We start from the raw sequence: 14804 nt of genomic DNA on the forward strand, positions 1-14804 counted from the left end.
CGTGCAGGGTTGCCACCCCCCTCCCCGGATGAGGGAGGATGGCGGAATCCGTACGAAGGGAAGAACACGGTGAGCATCGACCCGTCCTCGATTCCGAACTTCGGGGGCCAGCCCGAGCCGCAGCCGCCGGCCGGCCCCGTGGTTCCGGATCAGGACCTCGTGAAGCAGCTCCTTGACCAGATGGAGCTCAAGCACCTCGTTGACGAAGAGGGAGACCTCGTCGCACCGTGGGAGCAGTTCCGTACGTACTTCATGTTCCGCGGCGAGGACGACCAGGCCGTCTTCTCCGTGCGGACGTTCTACGACCGTCCCCACCAGATCGACGAGAAGCCGCAGCTGCTGGAGTCCATCGACGACTGGAACCGGCGCACCCTGTGGCCCAAGGTCTACACCCACACGCACGACGACGGCACCGTCCGCCTCATCGGTGAGGCCCAGATGCTGATCGGCACCGGCGTGAGCCTGGAGCACTTCGTCTCGTCGACCGTGAGCTGGGTGCGCGCCGCCCTCGAGTTCGACCGGTGGCTCGTCGAACAGCTCGGCCTCACGGAGGACGTCGACGACGCGGAGAAGCCCGAGGACGACGGAGAGTAGACCCGGCCGGCTAGAGGGGCGAACGGGCCAGTACCACCAGATACGCCCCGTAGACGAAGGAGAGCCCGGCCAGGGCGCTCGCCACGATGGTGGCGTGCCACGGCCGGGCTCTCGCCGTCCGTACCAGCGCTCGCGCCACCACGATCAGCAGCGGGAACGCCGGCAGCAGGAAGCGCGGCTTGGACTCGAAGAACCCGGAGCCGCCGAGCGCGATCACCAGCAGCACGCCGCTGTAGACGACGAGCGGCAGCGGGGCGCGGTCCGCGATCAGCAGGGCGAAGAGCACGCTGCTCACCCCGAGGATCACCAGGGCCATCGGGAACAGCAGCCGGGTGCCGTGCAGCAGCATGTGCACGGTGAAGAGCAGCGCGCCGTGCCCGAAGTCGAACCGCGAGCCCCACAGGCGCTGCACGGTGAAGTAGCCGCCGAGCGGATCGCCCCTGCGGTGGCCGACCCACAGCACGTAGCCGCCCCACCCGAGGGGCGCCAGCGCCGCGCCCGTCCACAGCCTGTGGGAAACTCCGTGCCCGCGCGCCCGCCACCCCTCGTGCGCCGCCGCCGCGAGGACCGCCACGGCCACCGAGCAGCCGTTGGGCCGGGACAGCCCGGCGAGCGCCGCCAGCGTCCCCGCCCACACCCAGCGCCGGGTCAGGACCGCGTACAGCGACCAGGCGGCGCACGCCGTCAGCACGGGCTCCGTGTAGGCCATCGACAGCACGACGGAGTGCGGCAGCAGCCCCCAGAGCGCGACGAGGACGGTGGCCACGGCGGGGCCGTGCAGCCATGCGCCGAGCAGGTAGATCCCGTACGCGGCGACCGCGGCGGCCGTCCACGACACCAGCAGGCCCGCCTTGACGCCATCGAGCGGGGCGAGGGTGGTGACCGCGCGGACCAGCCCCGGGTAGAGCGGGAAGAACGCCAGGTCGCTGTGGATGCCGGTGCTGTTGCGCAGGGTGAGCCCGTAGCCGTGCGCGGCGATCCGCAGATACCAGACGGAGTCCCAGGAGTGGCCGAGCAGAAGCAGGGGGTGCTTGCCCACGGACCGGGCGACGAGGGCGAGCACGAGGCCGCCGCACAGCCGGGTGACGAAGAACAGCCCGAGGGCCCCCACGGCCGTCGTCGGCAGCCGCCGGCCGGCCCCGGCCGGACGGACACGGTCGCTGTGCCCCGGACCCCGCGCGGTGGGGGCCGAGACGGTCCTGGCGTCGGTCACACCGGAACCATGCGTCCATCGCGCCCGATGTGCGAACATTGTGCGGCCATTCGGGTGTGAATTCCCGCGTGGGGGCGCCGCCGGACGATGGAACCGGGCGCGCCCCGCCCCTGCATGGCGGCCGACGTGCTCGACGAACTCCGACCTATACGGCCGTCGATGCCTCGACGGGCACCTCTGCCCATACCGTCTTGCCCACGGGCCGGCGGGGCGCCGACCCCCAGCGCACGGCCAGGACGTCCACCAGGAGCAGTCCTCGGCCGGACTCACCGTCGGGGTACGACGACGGCGGAGCCGTGGGTGGCCGCTTCGCGGAGTCGGCGTCCGCGACCTCGATACGAACCAGGCCCGCAGCCGCGTCGAGGGCGAGCCGGAGGCCGAAGTCCCGTCCGGGGACTCGGCCGTGCTGCACGGCGTTCGCCGCGAGTTCGCCGACGACGAGGGCCACCGCGCACGACGCGTCCGAGGACGGCGAGTGGCCCCACTCCTCCATGCACCGGACGGCGAGACGACGGGCGAGCTGCGCACCTCGCGGTGAGGAGACGAACTGCTCCGCGAACGCGGGAAGTTCGCGTGTCCTGTCGGCGAGCGGGACGGTTTGCACCGCAAGGGGCGCGGTGCTCCGCCGTGGCTCGTCTCCCGGGGTGGTCGTTCCTGTCGGCACGGCTTGTCCGTCCTTGTCTGTCGAGCGCGAGGAATTCCATGACGTAAGCGAGTCATCACGTTCCGTACTCAAGGATCGTCTGATCGCCCTACGCCCAACAGGTGACACAGCCTTACTTTTCAGCCCGTAAGGAACGGAAGTGACGCTTTGGCCAAAGGAATTGACCCCAGTACGTCGATGGCGGCGCTCTTCGGCGCGCGGGTGCGCAGGCTCCGCGTGGCGAAGGGACTGACCCAGGCCGAACTCGGGGACATCACGCACGTGGTGAGCACGCGGATCACACAGATCGAGCGGGCGTCCGGAGCGAAGCCGACACTGGAGCTGGCACGTGCGCTGGACGTGGCTCTCGGTGCGGACGATCTGCTGGTCGAGTTGTGGCCGTACGTGTACCGGGAGGCGTTTCCGGACTGGTCGCGGACGTTCATGGAGTACTCGGAGCGGGCGGTGGCCATCAGGCAGTACGCGGCTCATGTGGTGCCGGGTCTGTTGCAGACGGAGGACTACGCGCGGGCCGTTCTCAGCCTGGACGCTCTGTTGGACGGCGAAGACCAGATGGAAGAGCGCGTCACAGCCCGATTGGGACGGCAGGAACGCCTGAGTTCGCCTGATCGGCCGGAGCTGTGGGTGATCCTGGATGAGGCGGTACTGAGGCGTCCGATCGGCGGCCATGCCGTGATGCGTCAGCAGTTGGCACGACTTCTCGATGCGGCAGCGGAACGTCATATCACCGTGCAGGTGCTGCCGTTCGATCAAGGCGGGCACGAGGCGATGGGCGGCTCGCTGACGATCCTGGCCCTGCCGGACGGCTCGGAAGTGGCCTACACAGAGGGTTCGGACTACGGCCAACTCATCGAGGAACCGGCCAACGTCAGTCGCTACAAGGTGATTTACGATCGGCTACGGGCGGCAGCCCTGCCCCCGCTCATGTCACTCGACATGATCCGGTCCACGATGGAGGGCAACTACCGTGGCGCGAATCTCCCGTCCCGATCTGAACGGCGCCGCCTGGCGCAAGAGCAGTTACAGCAATCAGGCGGGGGGCGACTGCGTGGAGGTGGCCGACGGATTCCGGGCCGTCGTCCCCGTCCGTGACAGCAAGGTCCCGCACGGTCCGGCGCTGTGCTTCGAAGCGGCCGCCTGGGCCGCTCTCATAGGCGAGTTGAAGGCTGGGCACCACCGTCCCTGAGGTGACCGTCCGTCTTCCGGGCTCACCGGGCCCTTGTCCGCGAGGGCCCGGCGCGCCGCTGATGATTCGATCCGTGATGGAGGACAACCACCGTGGAGCGAACGTCCCGTCCCGATCTGAACGGCGCCGCCTGGCGCAAGAGCAGTTACAGCAATCAGGCGGGGGGCGACTGCGTGGAGGTGGCCGACGGATTCCGGGCCGTCGTCCCCGTCCGTGACAGCAAGGTCCCGCACGGTCCGGCGCTGTGCTTCGAAGCGGCCGCCTGGGCCGCTCTCATAGGCGAGTTGAAGGCTGGGCACCACCGTCCCTGAGGTGACCGTCCGTCTTCCGGGCTCACCGGGCCCTTGTCCGCGAGGGCCCGGCGCGCCGCTGACCTCCTGAAAGAACCGGGGGAAAGAACTACCCGCCCACCCACCCTCCCCCGCCAGGAAGCCCGCGTCACCCGTCCGGGTGACCGGCTTGCAGGAGCGGGATACGGACGGTTACGTTCGCCGCGCAACCCCACACAGACGACGGCCCCCGGCCGGGACGGCAATCCCGATCGAGGGCCTGACCGATCAGGAAGCGAAGCCCCTTCCCGATGGCTGACCCGCAGTCTAACGCGCTCCTGCGCGCCGCCGCCGGAGCTCCGACCTCCGGCGTGATCCACATCCGCACCCGGCTCACCGCCGACTTCACCGTGATCTCCAACGCCCTCGCCCAGCGACGCGGCAGCGCGGTCACCGTCGGCGTCGCGGCGTACATCGCCTCCCTGCCCGACGGCTCCCGCGTGAGCATCGCCGCCCTCTGCGAGCACTTCACCGAGGGCGAGATCCTGATCTCCCGCGCCCTCAGAGAGCTGGAGGAGGCCGGATACCTGGAGCGTCGCCGCGAGCGAACGCCCACCGGGCAGGTCCGTACCCGAACGTACTTCTACGACGTACCCGGCGACGATCCCGATCCGGACCCGGACGGGCCTCCCGAGCCGCCGAAGCCGCGTCGGCCCCGAAGGCATGCCACCGCCGCTGCGGTCCCACCCGTGTCCGAGCCTGCGGAGGAAACGGTGGCCGCGCCCGTACCGGCCGAGACGAAGACACCGATCTCGCTCGCCGACGCCGACCCCCGAGCCATCGCCGTACTCACCGCCCTGCGCCGGGTGGACCCCCGCCTCATCCTGTCCGCGCAGGAAGCCGCCCGCCTCGCCCCGGCCGTCACTCGGTGGCTCGCGGCAGGCCTCCTGCCCACACACATCACGGACCACCTCACCGCGGGGCTCCCGGACCACTTCCTGACCCGCCCGGCCGGCATCCTCGCCTACCGGCTCAAGGAGACTCCCCTTCCCCTGCCCGCACCGTCCCGAAGCCCAGAGCCCTCCGTACATCCGGCGGTCGTCCCCATGCGGAACTGCGACGGCTGCGACCGGGGGTTCCGTGCGACGGAGCCCGGCCGTTGCCGGGACTGCCGGACCGGGGGCCAACTCCGTGCGGCCGGCTGAGCCAATGACCGAGTGTGCGGTCCACCCGCAGGTGGGAGGCTTGATGTGGCACGATGCGGAATCCGGCGCCAAGAGGAGGTGGGGCATGGCCGACCGGTTCAAGGACGGACTTCTGACGCCCGTAGAGACCGCCTCCTGCCTTGAGATTCCGCAGTCGACCCTCACCTCGTGGCTGAAGGGCAGGGCCGCCGGAGCGCCACTGGTCCACCAGGTCGAGCCGGTGCGGAAGGGGCAGCCCTCGGTGCCGTTCATCGCCGTGGCCGAGGCGCACGTTCTTCGTTCTCTGCGTTCCCTGGGGCTCCGCATGAGCGAGATCAGGGAGGCGGCCGCCGCCGTACGGGACGCCTTCGACACCCCCTATGGCCTCGTTTCGAAGCGGATCGCCACGGATGGCGTGGACATCTTCATCGAGCACGGTTGGGGGGATCTTCGCAGAGCCCGCGACGGCCAGGTCCCCATCCAGGAAGTGGTCTCCGACTATCTCCGCTACCTCACCTGGGAGCCGGGTGACGACTTCCCCTCCAGCCTGCGACTGAGGCAGTATCCGGACTCGGTCCCGGTCGTGATCGATCCGAGGTTCGGCCACGGTCTCCCCGTGGTGGCCGCCAACCGCGTCACGGTCCAGGCCATCACCGACCTGTGGGAGGCCGGGGAGACCGTCGAGGACATCGCGTACGACTACGACATGACGCCTGAGCAGGTGGATGCGCTCTGCAGGGCTGTGGTGCACCTTGCCGCCTGAGTTCTTCCTCGACCGGAACCTCGGTCGCCGTGTCGCGGAAGGACTCAGAACCTGCGGGTGGACGGTTCACCGCATCGGGGACGTCTTTCCTGACGACGGGCAGGACGTTCCAGATGAGGAGTGGATCACTTACGGTCTCGACCGGTCCTGGGTCCCGCTGTCGAAGGACGGGCGGATCAAGACCCGGGACCTGGAGATCCGGCCCGTCCTGGAGCGTGAGGCGGTGCTGTTCTACCTGGACAACCAGCAGCTTCGCAGCGTCGAGATGGTCGAGCGGCTTGTCGCACGCCGCGACGCGATCCACCGGGCCGTCGAGAAGGGCGGTCCAGCAGCCTACGCCGTACGGCACGACCGGGTTGAGCGCACCTGGCCGTGACGGGCGGCGCCCCTGAGGGCACCTGCCCGTATGCGTTGCTGCTTCGCAGCGGGCGCCCACAGGGCGACAGCCTCGGCAACCGAACCTCATTCGGGACGAAGAGGCCGTGAGTCGGCCGGCCGGACTCGCCCCAAGCTCTCCGCATCGGCGTCTCGATGGCCGCGGGCGCCGGGCGGACGGGAGCCGGACGCGTCGGTGAAACGGCTCGTTCCTGAGCGACCGTGAGTACGATCTTGCCCTGGCTGTGCCCTCGGGCGGCGTGCCTTCCGTGCCCCTACCGCTCTCCAGGCGGCTCACCTTCGACTGGTGTCTTGGCAACGGGTGAAACGAGCCTTGTTGCCGACAGTCGTTCACGTGTCTCGGCCACTCTGACCGCTGAGCCTGCGCTGCGTGATGCTGGGGCCGGCAGCGGCTGTGCTCGGTCCTTGAGTCCTGTCAGCTCTCGTAGTGATAGCGGCACTGTGCGATCAGGACGCCATCCTCGGTGGCCTTGTAGATCAGTCGGTGCTCGTCGTTGATGCGGCGCGACCAGTAGCCCTGGAACCCGTGCCTGAGCGGTTCCGGTTTACCGATCCCCTCGTTGCCGTTCCGGGCGATGTCCGCGATGAGTGTGTTGATGCGCTTCAGGATCTTCCGGTCCTGAAGCTGCCACCACAGGTAGTCCTCCCAGGCACGGGAGGAGAAGGTGATCTTCAACTCGCGGCCTCTATTCGTCGGTCGCCAGCTCGCGTACGGTGCCACCGCCGTTTTCCAGCTCGTCGATGGACGCGAGCAGACGCCGGGCGTTCGCCGGGCTCCGCAGCAGGTACGCCGTCTCCTTCAGCGACTCGTAGTCCTCAAGGGAGACGATGACGACCGGCTCATGCCCGGCCCGGGTGATGACGACCTCTTCGCGGTCGTCGGTGACGGAGTTGAGCACCTCGGCGTACCGCGCGCGCGACTCGGAATACGTCATGGTCTTCATGATCAACCCTCCTTGAACGTACAAGAAATTGTACGTCTCTCCTTGTGGTGCGGCAAGCGCCGGCTTGGCCCGCAGGCCGTCGCGGAAGGCCGTGAAGTAGGCGTCGGGCAGGCGCAGGGACTCGCCGACGGCGTACTGGAAGGGCCCGGAGGCGACTTACGTCTCCCTCGCCCGGAGCCTGAGGCGGACGCCCGCTGACAAGGGGCTCCCGGCGCTGCTGTCGTCGGACGTGGTGGTTGCGCCGAGGAGGACGCGTGCTTCGGGCGGCCCGGGGACCGGAGCACTGCCGTACACCGGCGGTGTCGAGCAGGTGTCCGTCCCTCATAATCCCTGCGTGTCCGAGATCCCCTCACCGATACCGTCCTGCGCTGTTCCCGCAGGCACACCCGCATGGTCCTCCGAGGACACCGTCCGGTGGTCGCGCGCCCGCAGCGCGCCCTGGGCACGGCCGCTGTGGTCGGTCTGGGCGCTGCTGATCACGGTGGTGTGGGCCAACGCGGCGACGCCGGACCGGCCTTGCAGCGATGCCGCGCCGTGCGGCGCGGACTGGCTGGGTATGGCGGAGACGGGCCTGGCGGTGGGGCTTGTGTACTGGTTGGCCCGGCTGCCGGAGCTGACGCTGGTCGCCGCACCCGCCCTGGCGGCCGTCGTGGCGTGGCTGGAGCTGCCGGGCGCGGGGTCGATGACCATGGTCGCGAACCTCTCCGTGCTCGTGGCCCTGGGATTCGGCTGGGCCACCGCCCGCGAACGGATCGCTGCCCGTCACCGGCAGCGAGACTCGGCGCAGCGTGCAGCGGGCGTGCGGCACTCGCTGCCCGGCCCGGTGGGCCCGCTGTTGCGCGGGACGATCCCGATCAGCGCGGGGCTGCTGCTTCTCGGGGTGGCCGTCTTCTGCGTGACTCAGGGACTTGACGGCGTCCACACGGACCAGCACCGCGCGGAGCGTGCCGTGCGTACCACGGCGAAGGTGGTCGGCCGGGGCGATGCGGTGGTCCGGGTGCGCACCGACGACGCGCGGAGCCTGACCCTCGGTGCGTCCTATCCGGAGGACTACCGCATCGGCGAGACCGTGACCGTGCTGGAGGACGGGGCAGGGCGGAGCCTGGCAGCCGAACCGTACGACGCCCTCGGCTGGCAGTTGTCGGCCCTGGCCGCCGGTCTGCCGGGGGGCTCCATGCTTCTCACCGGTCTCCTCGCCCGACGCCGCGCCGCCACGCTGCGCCGCGCGCCCGTCCCGGTCCTGCGCGTGCTGGAACGCTCCGACGATGCCGGGCGGATCTGGATCTACGCGGGCGATGACACAGCCGGCCGTACGCCGGTCTTCGCTGGCCTCTTCGCGGCGGATCGGCCCGACACGGACGAGCCCGGGTCGCCGCATCGGGATGACGAGGTGGACGAGGAAGAGCCTTTCGCCGTCGATACGCGGCTGCGCGAGGCCGTCATGTTCGGCTCTCCCTATGAGGGCGGCGAACTGGTTCTCGCCACCACGGACCGGGACACCCGCCCCGTCGTCATCCGTACGGCCGGCCCCATTCGGCTGCCTCGCCCCGGCAAGGGACCGGCGCTCGCCACCCAAGCACCGACGGGCACCGCCCCCGTGGTCTTGGACGGCGGAGCCGGGACCGAGGCGGACCATGTCCCCGCGAACCTGGTTCCGACGGGACAGCCGTTGCGCTGGGGACCCGGCGCCCTGGCGCGCGCGAGTGGCGTGGCCCTGGCCCTGAGCCTCATGGCGGGCGTCACTTTCGTCAGCCGCTCACTCGTGACGGAAGGATTCGGCTGGAGAGCGGTTCTCCTGCCCGGCCTGCTGGCATGGAGCAGATCTGCCGCCGAGCTGCTCAATTGGCGTGTCACCGCAGACAGTTCGGGGCTGTGGCTGGCAGGGGGATGGAAGGTGCGGCAGGTGTCCTGGGAACGCTTGCGGTCGGCCCGTTACACGGACGAAGGGAGCGTAGAGATAACGACGGCGGACGGCAGCGCCTGGAGACTGCGGGGAATGGGGCTGCCCAAGGCGGAACGCCGGCTCGGCCTCCACCCTTCGTACGTCCGCATGGTCGAGGAGGTGACCGCCCTGCACGCACACCCGGAACTACGCCCTGCCGAACCCGTCCCACCCCGCGACCGCGGCTTCCCGCTGGGCCCTGGACTGCTCGTCCTCACGATCCTCGTGGCTGGTGCCTGGACTTTCCGCTGAGCACGGCGGGCGAACCATCTCCCGAGCCGACGCTGCCGTCCGGCAGAGCCGTGTGATGCGCCGCGAGCTCAGGGCACGAGCCGTCGCAGCCGACTGGCTGCCTCGGCCAGCACCTCGTCCCTTTTGCAGAACGCGAAGCGGACCTGGCTGCGGCCGGCGTCGGGGTCGTCGTAGAAGACGGAGTTGGGGATGGCGACGACGCCGCAGCGTTCGGGGAGGGCTCGGCAGAAGGCGTAGGCGTCCTTCTCGCCGAAGGGGGTGATGTCGGTGGTGATGAAGTACGTGCCCTGCGGCTGGTAGACCTCGAACCCGGCCGCGCGCAGGCCGTCGCCGAGCAGGTCGCGCTTGCGGCGGAGGTCGGCGCGGAAGTCGTCGAAGTAGGAGTCCGGCAGGCGCAGCGCCTCGGCGATCGCGTACTGGAAGGGGCCCGCGCTGACGTAGGTCAGGTACTGCTTGGCCGTCCGGACGGCAGAGACGAGCGGACCGTGCGCCGTGACCCAGCCGACCTTCCATCCGGTGAAGGAGAAGGTCTTCCCGGCGGACGAGATGGAGACGGTCCGCTCGCGCATGCCCGGGAAGGCCGCGAGCGGCACGTGCTCGGCGTCGTCGAACACCAGGTGCTCGTACACCTCGTCCGTGACGACGAGCAGATCCCGTTCGACGGCCAGCCCGGCGATCGCGGCCAGTTCCTCGCGGGTGAGCACGGTGCCGGTCGGGTTGTGCGGTGTGTTGATCAGCAGCAGCCGGGTGCGGTCGGTGACGGCGGCGCGCAGCTCGTCCAGGTCGAGGCGGAAGCGCGCGCCCCCGTCGCGGTGCGGCCGCAGGGTGACCGGTACGCGCCGGCCGCCCGCCATGGCGATGCAGGCGGCGTAGGAGTCGTAGTACGGCTCCAGCGCGATCACCTCGTCGCCGGGTTCCAGCAGCGCCAGCAGGGTCGCGGCGATCGCCTCGGTCGCTCCCGCGGTGACCAGCACCTCGGTGTCGGGGTCGTAGGCGAGGCCGTAGCGCCGCTGCTGGTGCGCGGCGATCGCGGTGCGCAGCTCGGGGACGCCGGGACCCGGCGGGTACTGGTTGCCGCGCCCGTCGCGCAGCGCCCGCACGGCGGCCTCGCGGACCTGCTCCGGGCCGTCGGTGTCCGGGAAGCCCTGGCCCAGGTTGATGGATCCGGTGCTCAGGGCGAGGGCGGACATCTCGGCGAAGATCGTCGTCCCGAACTCGGCGAGCCGACGGTTGAGGAAGGGGCGCACGCTGGAGGTCATGGCCGCCATCCTGCGCCGAAGCTCTGGAGTTCCTCAACTGACGTTCACGGATGAGCACCTGCGCCGGCACTCGCGCGCCCTGCGTGGTTGCTGGTGTCACCGGTCTCCTGCGGTCGCGAGGCGATCCGTGGCGGTGCAGTGTGGAAGGCGTGGGCTCCGGGACGGGACGTGTGGGTCTCGGGCAGCCGTGGCAGCCGAGCCGCGTGTTGCCACTGGTCCCTGTTGTGCTCATCGTTGTGATCACTGCCGCGGACGTCGCGTCTGGGCCGAGCATCACTCTCGGCCCCCTGCTGGTGGTCGCGCCCACGCTCACCGCGTGGTTCGCGGGCCCCTGGACGACGGGCGGCATCGGGGTCCTGGCCATGGCGGGCGAGGTGGTCAGCGGCTGGCGCACCGGATCGCTGGCTTCGCGGAACGTGGTGGTGGAGGTGATCGCTATAGCGGTGATCACCTCGTTGATCGTGTTCCTGTGTGCGGTGCGTGACCGGCGAGCACGCCAGCTGGCCCGGGTCCGGTCCGTCGCCGAGGCCGCCCAGCAGGTGCTGATGTGGCCGTTGCCGAGCCGGCTCGGCCCGCTGCGGCTCGCCTGTGTCTATCTGGCTTCCGAGGAGGAGGCCGAGGTCGGCGGCGACCTGTATGCCGCCACCCGCACCGACAGCGCGGCCCGCGTGATGATCGGCGACGTACGGGGCAAGGGCCTGCCCGCCCTGGGTGAGGCCGCCCTCCTGCTCGGCGCCTTTCGCGAGGCCGCCCACCACCACGCCTCCCTGCCCGACCTGGCCGTTTCCCTGGAACGCAGCATGACCCGCTACCTCGCCGACCTCGAACCGGAGGACGAGGCGGGAGAACGCTTCGTGACCGCTCTTCTGGTCGAGATCGCCGACGCCGAGCCCCTGGTCCGCATGACCAGCTGCGGCCACCCGGCACCCCTGCTGCTCGGCCCGGACAACACGGTCACCGTTCCCCGCCTCCACCCCGCGCCGCCACTCGGCGTCTGCGTCACGGATCCCGGCAACCACGCGGTCGATGTCCTGCCCTTCGGCCCTGGGGACACGTTGCTCCTGTACACCGACGGTGTCATCGAAGCCCGTGACCACCACGGCGTCTTCTACCCGTTCGCGGAACGTGCAGCCCAGTGGACCGGCCAACCCCCAGAGGCGCTGCTCCACCGCATCGAACGCGACCTGCTCGCCCACACCGGCGGACGCTTCGGCGACGACGTCGCCCTCCTCGCCGTCCACCGGGCCCCCATCCCCCACCACCCCGGCGACCACCTTCAGCGCGTCCAGCGCGGACATGCCGGCGTCAGCTCCGTCGGAGGGAGGCACGCGCTCGACCTTCGCCGCAAAGAGACACAAGATCGCGATCTGCAGCTGGAGCGCTAAGGGCTGTCCCGTAACTACCGACTCGGGTTAAATGGTCTTGCTGTGACTGGTGTGATCACGGCGTCCGAGCCGTCCTGGATAGCTGGCCGTCGCGACAGCCTGGGTTGATAACCTGTGGCGATGGACGAGGCATTGGACGAGGGGCCGTTCTTTCACGGCACAAAGGCCGAGCTGCGGGTCGGAGATCACCTCACCGCCGGTTTCCGTTCCAACTACCGGCCCGAAATCGTGATGAACCACATCTACTTCACCGCGCTGCGCGACGGCGCGGGACTCGCCGCCGAACTCGCCGCAGGCGACGGAGCCCCGCGAGTGTACGTCGTCGAACCGACCGGGGAGTTCGAGAACGATCCAAACGTCACCGACAAGAAGTTCCCTGGCAACCCCACCCGCTCCTATCGCAGCAGAGAACCGCTCCGGATCATTGGTGAGGTCACCGACTGGACGCGACAGACACCCGAAGCTCTCCAGGTGTGGCGAGACCGGCTGGCTGCAATCCGCATGGATGACCGCGCCGAAATCATCAACTAAGGATCGTTCCTCAACTACTGGTTCACGGCGAGATGATCTTGCTGTGGCTGGTGTGATCACGGCGTCCGAGCCGTCCTGGATAGCCCCGTTCACTGGGCTGAGCCCGCGCTACTTCGGCACGTTGGTGACCGCACTGCGCAGCGAGGGCGCTGACGAGGTGCGGCGCGGACGGCCGTGGGGCCTGCCTCTGGAGGACCGGGTGCTGCTGGTCGCGGCGTACTGGCGCACGAACTTGACGCTGCGCCAGCTGGCCCCGCTGTTCGGCGTCTCGAAGTCCGCCGCGGACCGCGTTATCGCCCAGCTCGGGCCGCTACTCGCGCTCCAACCGCGTCAACGGTTCCGCAACGACACCGTGCTCATCGTGGACGGCGCCCTGGTCCCTACCCGCGACCACACGATTGCCGAGCAGTCCCAGACATCTCATGTCGCTGGCGAGTCAAGTCGAGCCCATTAGCCGACCCCAGGTGGACGTTGCTCCCGCGCGGTCGCGCGCCGGGCGACGCGGTAGCGTCCTGGGCATGGTGGATGGTCCTGATGTGTCGGTGGCGCTGGGGGGCGGGGTGACCGACCGCTCGCAGGCCTGGGGCCTTGTGCGCTGGTTCAGTGGTGAGTGGATCGGCCGTCCTCTGCGGCCCGAGGACGGTTGTGCTGCGGACGAGCTGATGGCCGCGGAGAGTGTTCTCGGCTTCGAACTCCCCGCAGCCTTGCGCGAGGGATACGCGCTCTTGGGCCGCCGAGACGACCTGACCCGACAACAGGACCCCTTGGTCCCGCCGGCCGGGCTCTATGTCGACGACGCCCTTGGCGGAGTCCTGGTTTTCCGCCGCGAGAACCAGGACTGTGCGGCATGGGCGATTCCCCTCACCGCGATCGAGCAGGACGACCCTCCGGTGGTGGTGGAGTCACACCGGGGTTGGATTCCGTTCCTCGACCGGATGTCCCCGGCATGGGTCGAGTTGGTGCTGAGCGAATCGCTCTTCGCCGTAGGCAGCCTGTACGACGCCTGCGAGTTGCCAGACGCGCTGGTGCCCAGCCTCCAGGCTCGCTACGCCCGCATCGACCTGCCTGACCATCCGATGTGGGCGAGCGAAGAGGATTCACCCGTGCGCTGGTATGCGGCTCCTGGTCGATTGCTGCGCCGGGACGGCTTGCAGGATCACTGCTGGATCCATGCACGCGGTCACGCAGTCACCGATCTTGAGATCATCCGCGCAGACCTCCCCACCTCTTGGGTGGGCTGACCTCTTTGACGCAGTTCCGACTGCGCCGTGGATGGTCATGCGACCAAGGTGACGGAGCTGGCGAAGGCATGTTCGGGGTCGTAGAGCGTGCCGGCTTGCAGGCAGTGGTAGAGGCAGCCGAGCAGCTTGTTGAACAGGTTCCGAAGGGCGGCGGTGTGGCGTTCACCGCCGTCACGCCGGCGGTCGTAGTGGGCCCGCGGCCCTGCCGATCGGAGAGCCGCGAAGGCCCACATGTGACCGGCTCCGGCCAAGCGTTGATTCTTCACCGTGCGGGCTACGACGACGTGGCTGCGGCCGGAAGCTCGTGTCACCGGAACGGGGGCAGGCTTCCACCTCGCACAGCGGACCCTTGCACTCCCGCGCTCGGGCTCACCGGTGAGCTATTAGAACTACCGGTACTCCACTAACCATCAGGTCGTCATCGACGCCGACAGCCGCCTGGTCGTCGTGGTCGGCCGGCCCCTGCCCGGCAACCGCAATGACTGCAAGGCACGGGAGGAATCCGGCGCCAAGGACGCAGTCGGCAACACGAGGGCGATCGCGGACGGCGGTTATCCGGGCACCGGCCTGGTCATGCCCCACCGTCGCCGCCCGGGTGAGGAACTGCCCGACTGGAAAGTCGCACACAACACCTCCCACAAACAGGGCAGAGCCCGCGTCGAGCACGTCTTCGCCCGCATGAAGTGCTGGAAGATCCTGCGGGACTGCCGTCTCAAGGGAGAAGGGGTTCACCACGCCATGCGCGGCGTCGCCCGCCTGCACAACCTTAAACCTCGCGCCTTCACCGGCCGGGGTGTCCGAGGCGTGATCGGACAAGCGGGGAGTGCCTCTGATCTGGGGCGATGGGGCTTGTCCAGGGTCCGGTTCGTCGTCAGGGAAGCTGCACTCCTCAGGTGAAGAAGAGCATCGGGGTACCCGCGTGTCCGTGTCGGGATGATGGTCATGGAGTGGTTTCGCAGGGCGGTGCTCTGGGCGGGCACT

The 14804-nt window shown here is 69.5% G+C and carries 16 protein-coding genes and 3 pseudogenes; 13 read left to right on the plus strand and 6 right to left on the minus strand.

The window, feature by feature from the left end; genetic code table 11:
• Nucleotides 1–69 precede the first annotated feature (69 nt).
• Nucleotides 70–594 (plus strand): YbjN domain-containing protein, encoded by a 525-nt coding sequence (locus ACWD5Q_RS11250; protein WP_451426769.1) that lies wholly within the window; start codon nucleotides 70–72, stop codon nucleotides 592–594.
• A gap of 10 nt (nucleotides 595–604) precedes the next feature.
• On the opposite strand, the gene ACWD5Q_RS11255 is transcribed toward ACWD5Q_RS11250, so the two are convergent.
• Nucleotides 605–1807, minus strand: coding sequence for a hypothetical protein (locus ACWD5Q_RS11255; protein WP_451426770.1), 1203 nt, complete (start codon nucleotides 1805–1807; stop codon nucleotides 605–607).
• 145 nt (nucleotides 1808–1952) lie between these two features.
• Nucleotides 1953–2471: an ATP-binding protein gene (locus ACWD5Q_RS11260; protein ID WP_451426771.1), complete on the minus strand. Its 519-nt coding sequence runs from the start codon at nucleotides 2469–2471 to the stop codon at nucleotides 1953–1955.
• 177 nt (nucleotides 2472–2648) lie between these two features.
• Between ACWD5Q_RS11260 and ACWD5Q_RS11265 the strand changes: the two genes are divergently transcribed.
• The 6 genes from ACWD5Q_RS11265 to ACWD5Q_RS11290 all read left to right on the plus strand — a co-directional run bounded on the left by ACWD5Q_RS11265 (nucleotide 2649) and on the right by ACWD5Q_RS11290 (nucleotide 6249).
• On the plus strand, nucleotides 2649–3563 hold the full coding sequence (locus ACWD5Q_RS11265; RefSeq protein WP_451426772.1) for a helix-turn-helix domain-containing protein: 915 nt from the start codon (nucleotides 2649–2651) through the stop codon (nucleotides 3561–3563).
• The gene (locus tag ACWD5Q_RS11270; protein WP_451426773.1) at nucleotides 3526–3657 is read left to right on the plus strand and encodes a DUF397 domain-containing protein; all 132 of its coding nucleotides are present in this window, start codon (nucleotides 3526–3528) and stop codon (nucleotides 3655–3657) included. The genes ACWD5Q_RS11265 and ACWD5Q_RS11270 overlap by 38 nt, the downstream gene beginning before the upstream one ends.
• 92 nt (nucleotides 3658–3749) lie before the next feature.
• Nucleotides 3750–3968, plus strand: a complete 219-nt coding sequence (locus ACWD5Q_RS11275) for a DUF397 domain-containing protein (RefSeq protein WP_451426774.1) — start codon at nucleotides 3750–3752, stop codon at nucleotides 3966–3968.
• 269 nt (nucleotides 3969–4237) lie between these two features.
• A complete protein-coding gene (locus ACWD5Q_RS11280; protein WP_451426775.1) occupies nucleotides 4238–5131 on the plus strand; it encodes a hypothetical protein in 894 nt (297 codons plus the stop codon).
• 85 nt (nucleotides 5132–5216) lie between these two features.
• Entirely contained in the window at nucleotides 5217–5873 is a 657-nt protein-coding gene (locus ACWD5Q_RS11285) for a DUF433 domain-containing protein (protein WP_451426776.1), read from the plus strand.
• Nucleotides 5863–6249 (plus strand): PIN-like domain-containing protein, encoded by a 387-nt coding sequence (locus ACWD5Q_RS11290; RefSeq protein WP_451426777.1) that lies wholly within the window; start codon nucleotides 5863–5865, stop codon nucleotides 6247–6249. The genes ACWD5Q_RS11285 and ACWD5Q_RS11290 overlap by 11 nt, the downstream gene beginning before the upstream one ends.
• A gap of 435 nt (nucleotides 6250–6684) precedes the next feature.
• On the opposite strand, the gene ACWD5Q_RS11295 is transcribed toward ACWD5Q_RS11290, so the two are convergent.
• Nucleotides 6685–6945, minus strand: coding sequence for a Txe/YoeB family addiction module toxin (locus ACWD5Q_RS11295; protein ID WP_451426778.1), 261 nt, complete (start codon nucleotides 6943–6945; stop codon nucleotides 6685–6687).
• Nucleotides 6946–6955: 10 nt separating this feature from the next.
• Nucleotides 6956–7213 carry a type II toxin-antitoxin system Phd/YefM family antitoxin gene (locus ACWD5Q_RS11300; protein ID WP_037676836.1) on the minus strand — a complete coding sequence of 86 codons (258 nt, stop codon included), beginning with the start codon at nucleotides 7211–7213 and terminating at the stop codon, nucleotides 6956–6958.
• A 334-nt stretch (nucleotides 7214–7547) separates the two neighbouring features.
• Between ACWD5Q_RS11300 and ACWD5Q_RS11305 the strand changes: the two genes are divergently transcribed.
• Nucleotides 7548–9407 (plus strand): hypothetical protein, encoded by a 1860-nt coding sequence (locus ACWD5Q_RS11305; protein ID WP_451426779.1) that lies wholly within the window; start codon nucleotides 7548–7550, stop codon nucleotides 9405–9407.
• Nucleotides 9408–9475: 68 nt separating this feature from the next.
• On the opposite strand, the gene ACWD5Q_RS11310 is transcribed toward ACWD5Q_RS11305, so the two are convergent.
• Nucleotides 9476–10675: a pyridoxal phosphate-dependent aminotransferase gene (locus ACWD5Q_RS11310; RefSeq protein ID WP_451426780.1), complete on the minus strand. Its 1200-nt coding sequence runs from the start codon at nucleotides 10673–10675 to the stop codon at nucleotides 9476–9478.
• A gap of 221 nt (nucleotides 10676–10896) precedes the next feature.
• Here ACWD5Q_RS11310 and ACWD5Q_RS11315 point away from each other — a divergent pair, with 221 nt between their 5' ends.
• The 4 genes and pseudogenes from ACWD5Q_RS11315 (at nucleotide 10897) to ACWD5Q_RS11330 (ending at nucleotide 13823) form a co-directional block, all read left to right on the plus strand.
• Nucleotides 10897–12051: a PP2C family protein-serine/threonine phosphatase gene (locus tag ACWD5Q_RS11315; RefSeq protein WP_451426843.1), complete on the plus strand. Its 1155-nt coding sequence runs from the start codon at nucleotides 10897–10899 to the stop codon at nucleotides 12049–12051.
• 120 nt (nucleotides 12052–12171) lie between these two features.
• On the plus strand, nucleotides 12172–12582 hold the full coding sequence (arr, locus tag ACWD5Q_RS11320; RefSeq protein WP_451426781.1) for an NAD(+)--rifampin ADP-ribosyltransferase: 411 nt from the start codon (nucleotides 12172–12174) through the stop codon (nucleotides 12580–12582).
• A 43-nt stretch (nucleotides 12583–12625) separates the two neighbouring features.
• Nucleotides 12626–12997, plus strand: a pseudogene (locus ACWD5Q_RS11325) (helix-turn-helix domain-containing protein); the annotation flags it as partial.
• Nucleotides 12998–13100: 103 nt separating this feature from the next.
• Nucleotides 13101–13823: an SMI1/KNR4 family protein gene (locus ACWD5Q_RS11330; RefSeq protein WP_451426782.1), complete on the plus strand. Its 723-nt coding sequence runs from the start codon at nucleotides 13101–13103 to the stop codon at nucleotides 13821–13823.
• A gap of 35 nt (nucleotides 13824–13858) precedes the next feature.
• Here ACWD5Q_RS11330 and ACWD5Q_RS11335 read toward each other — a convergent pair.
• Nucleotides 13859–14137: pseudogene (locus ACWD5Q_RS11335) on the minus strand (IS110 family transposase); the annotation flags it as partial.
• Nucleotides 14138–14210: 73 nt separating this feature from the next.
• On the opposite strand from ACWD5Q_RS11335, the pseudogene ACWD5Q_RS11340 reads away from it, so the two are divergent.
• Nucleotides 14211–14591 (plus strand): annotated as a pseudogene (locus ACWD5Q_RS11340) (transposase family protein); the annotation flags it as partial.
• Nucleotides 14592–14804 lie beyond the last annotated feature (213 nt).

Source organism: Streptomyces sp. NPDC002513 (genome assembly GCF_053595355.1).

Bases quoted from the DNA above. Each gene is read 5' to 3' on its own strand.
- ACWD5Q_RS11330 (WP_451426782.1), top strand. From the start codon at position 13,101: ATGGTGGATGGTCCTGATGTGTCGGTGGCGCTGGGGGGCGGGGTGACC.
- ACWD5Q_RS11280 (WP_451426775.1), top strand. From the start codon at position 4,238: ATGGCTGACCCGCAGTCTAACGCGCTCCTGCGCGCCGCCGCCGGAGCT.
- arr (WP_451426781.1), top strand. From the start codon at position 12,172: ATGGACGAGGCATTGGACGAGGGGCCGTTCTTTCACGGCACAAAGGCC.
- ACWD5Q_RS11300 (WP_037676836.1), bottom strand. From the start codon at position 7,213: ATGAAGACCATGACGTATTCCGAGTCGCGCGCGCGGTACGCCGAGGTG.
- ACWD5Q_RS11310 (WP_451426780.1), bottom strand. From the start codon at position 10,675: ATGGCGGCCATGACCTCCAGCGTGCGCCCCTTCCTCAACCGTCGGCTC.
- ACWD5Q_RS11265 (WP_451426772.1), top strand. From the start codon at position 2,649: ATGGCGGCGCTCTTCGGCGCGCGGGTGCGCAGGCTCCGCGTGGCGAAG.
- ACWD5Q_RS11285 (WP_451426776.1), top strand. From the start codon at position 5,217: ATGGCCGACCGGTTCAAGGACGGACTTCTGACGCCCGTAGAGACCGCC.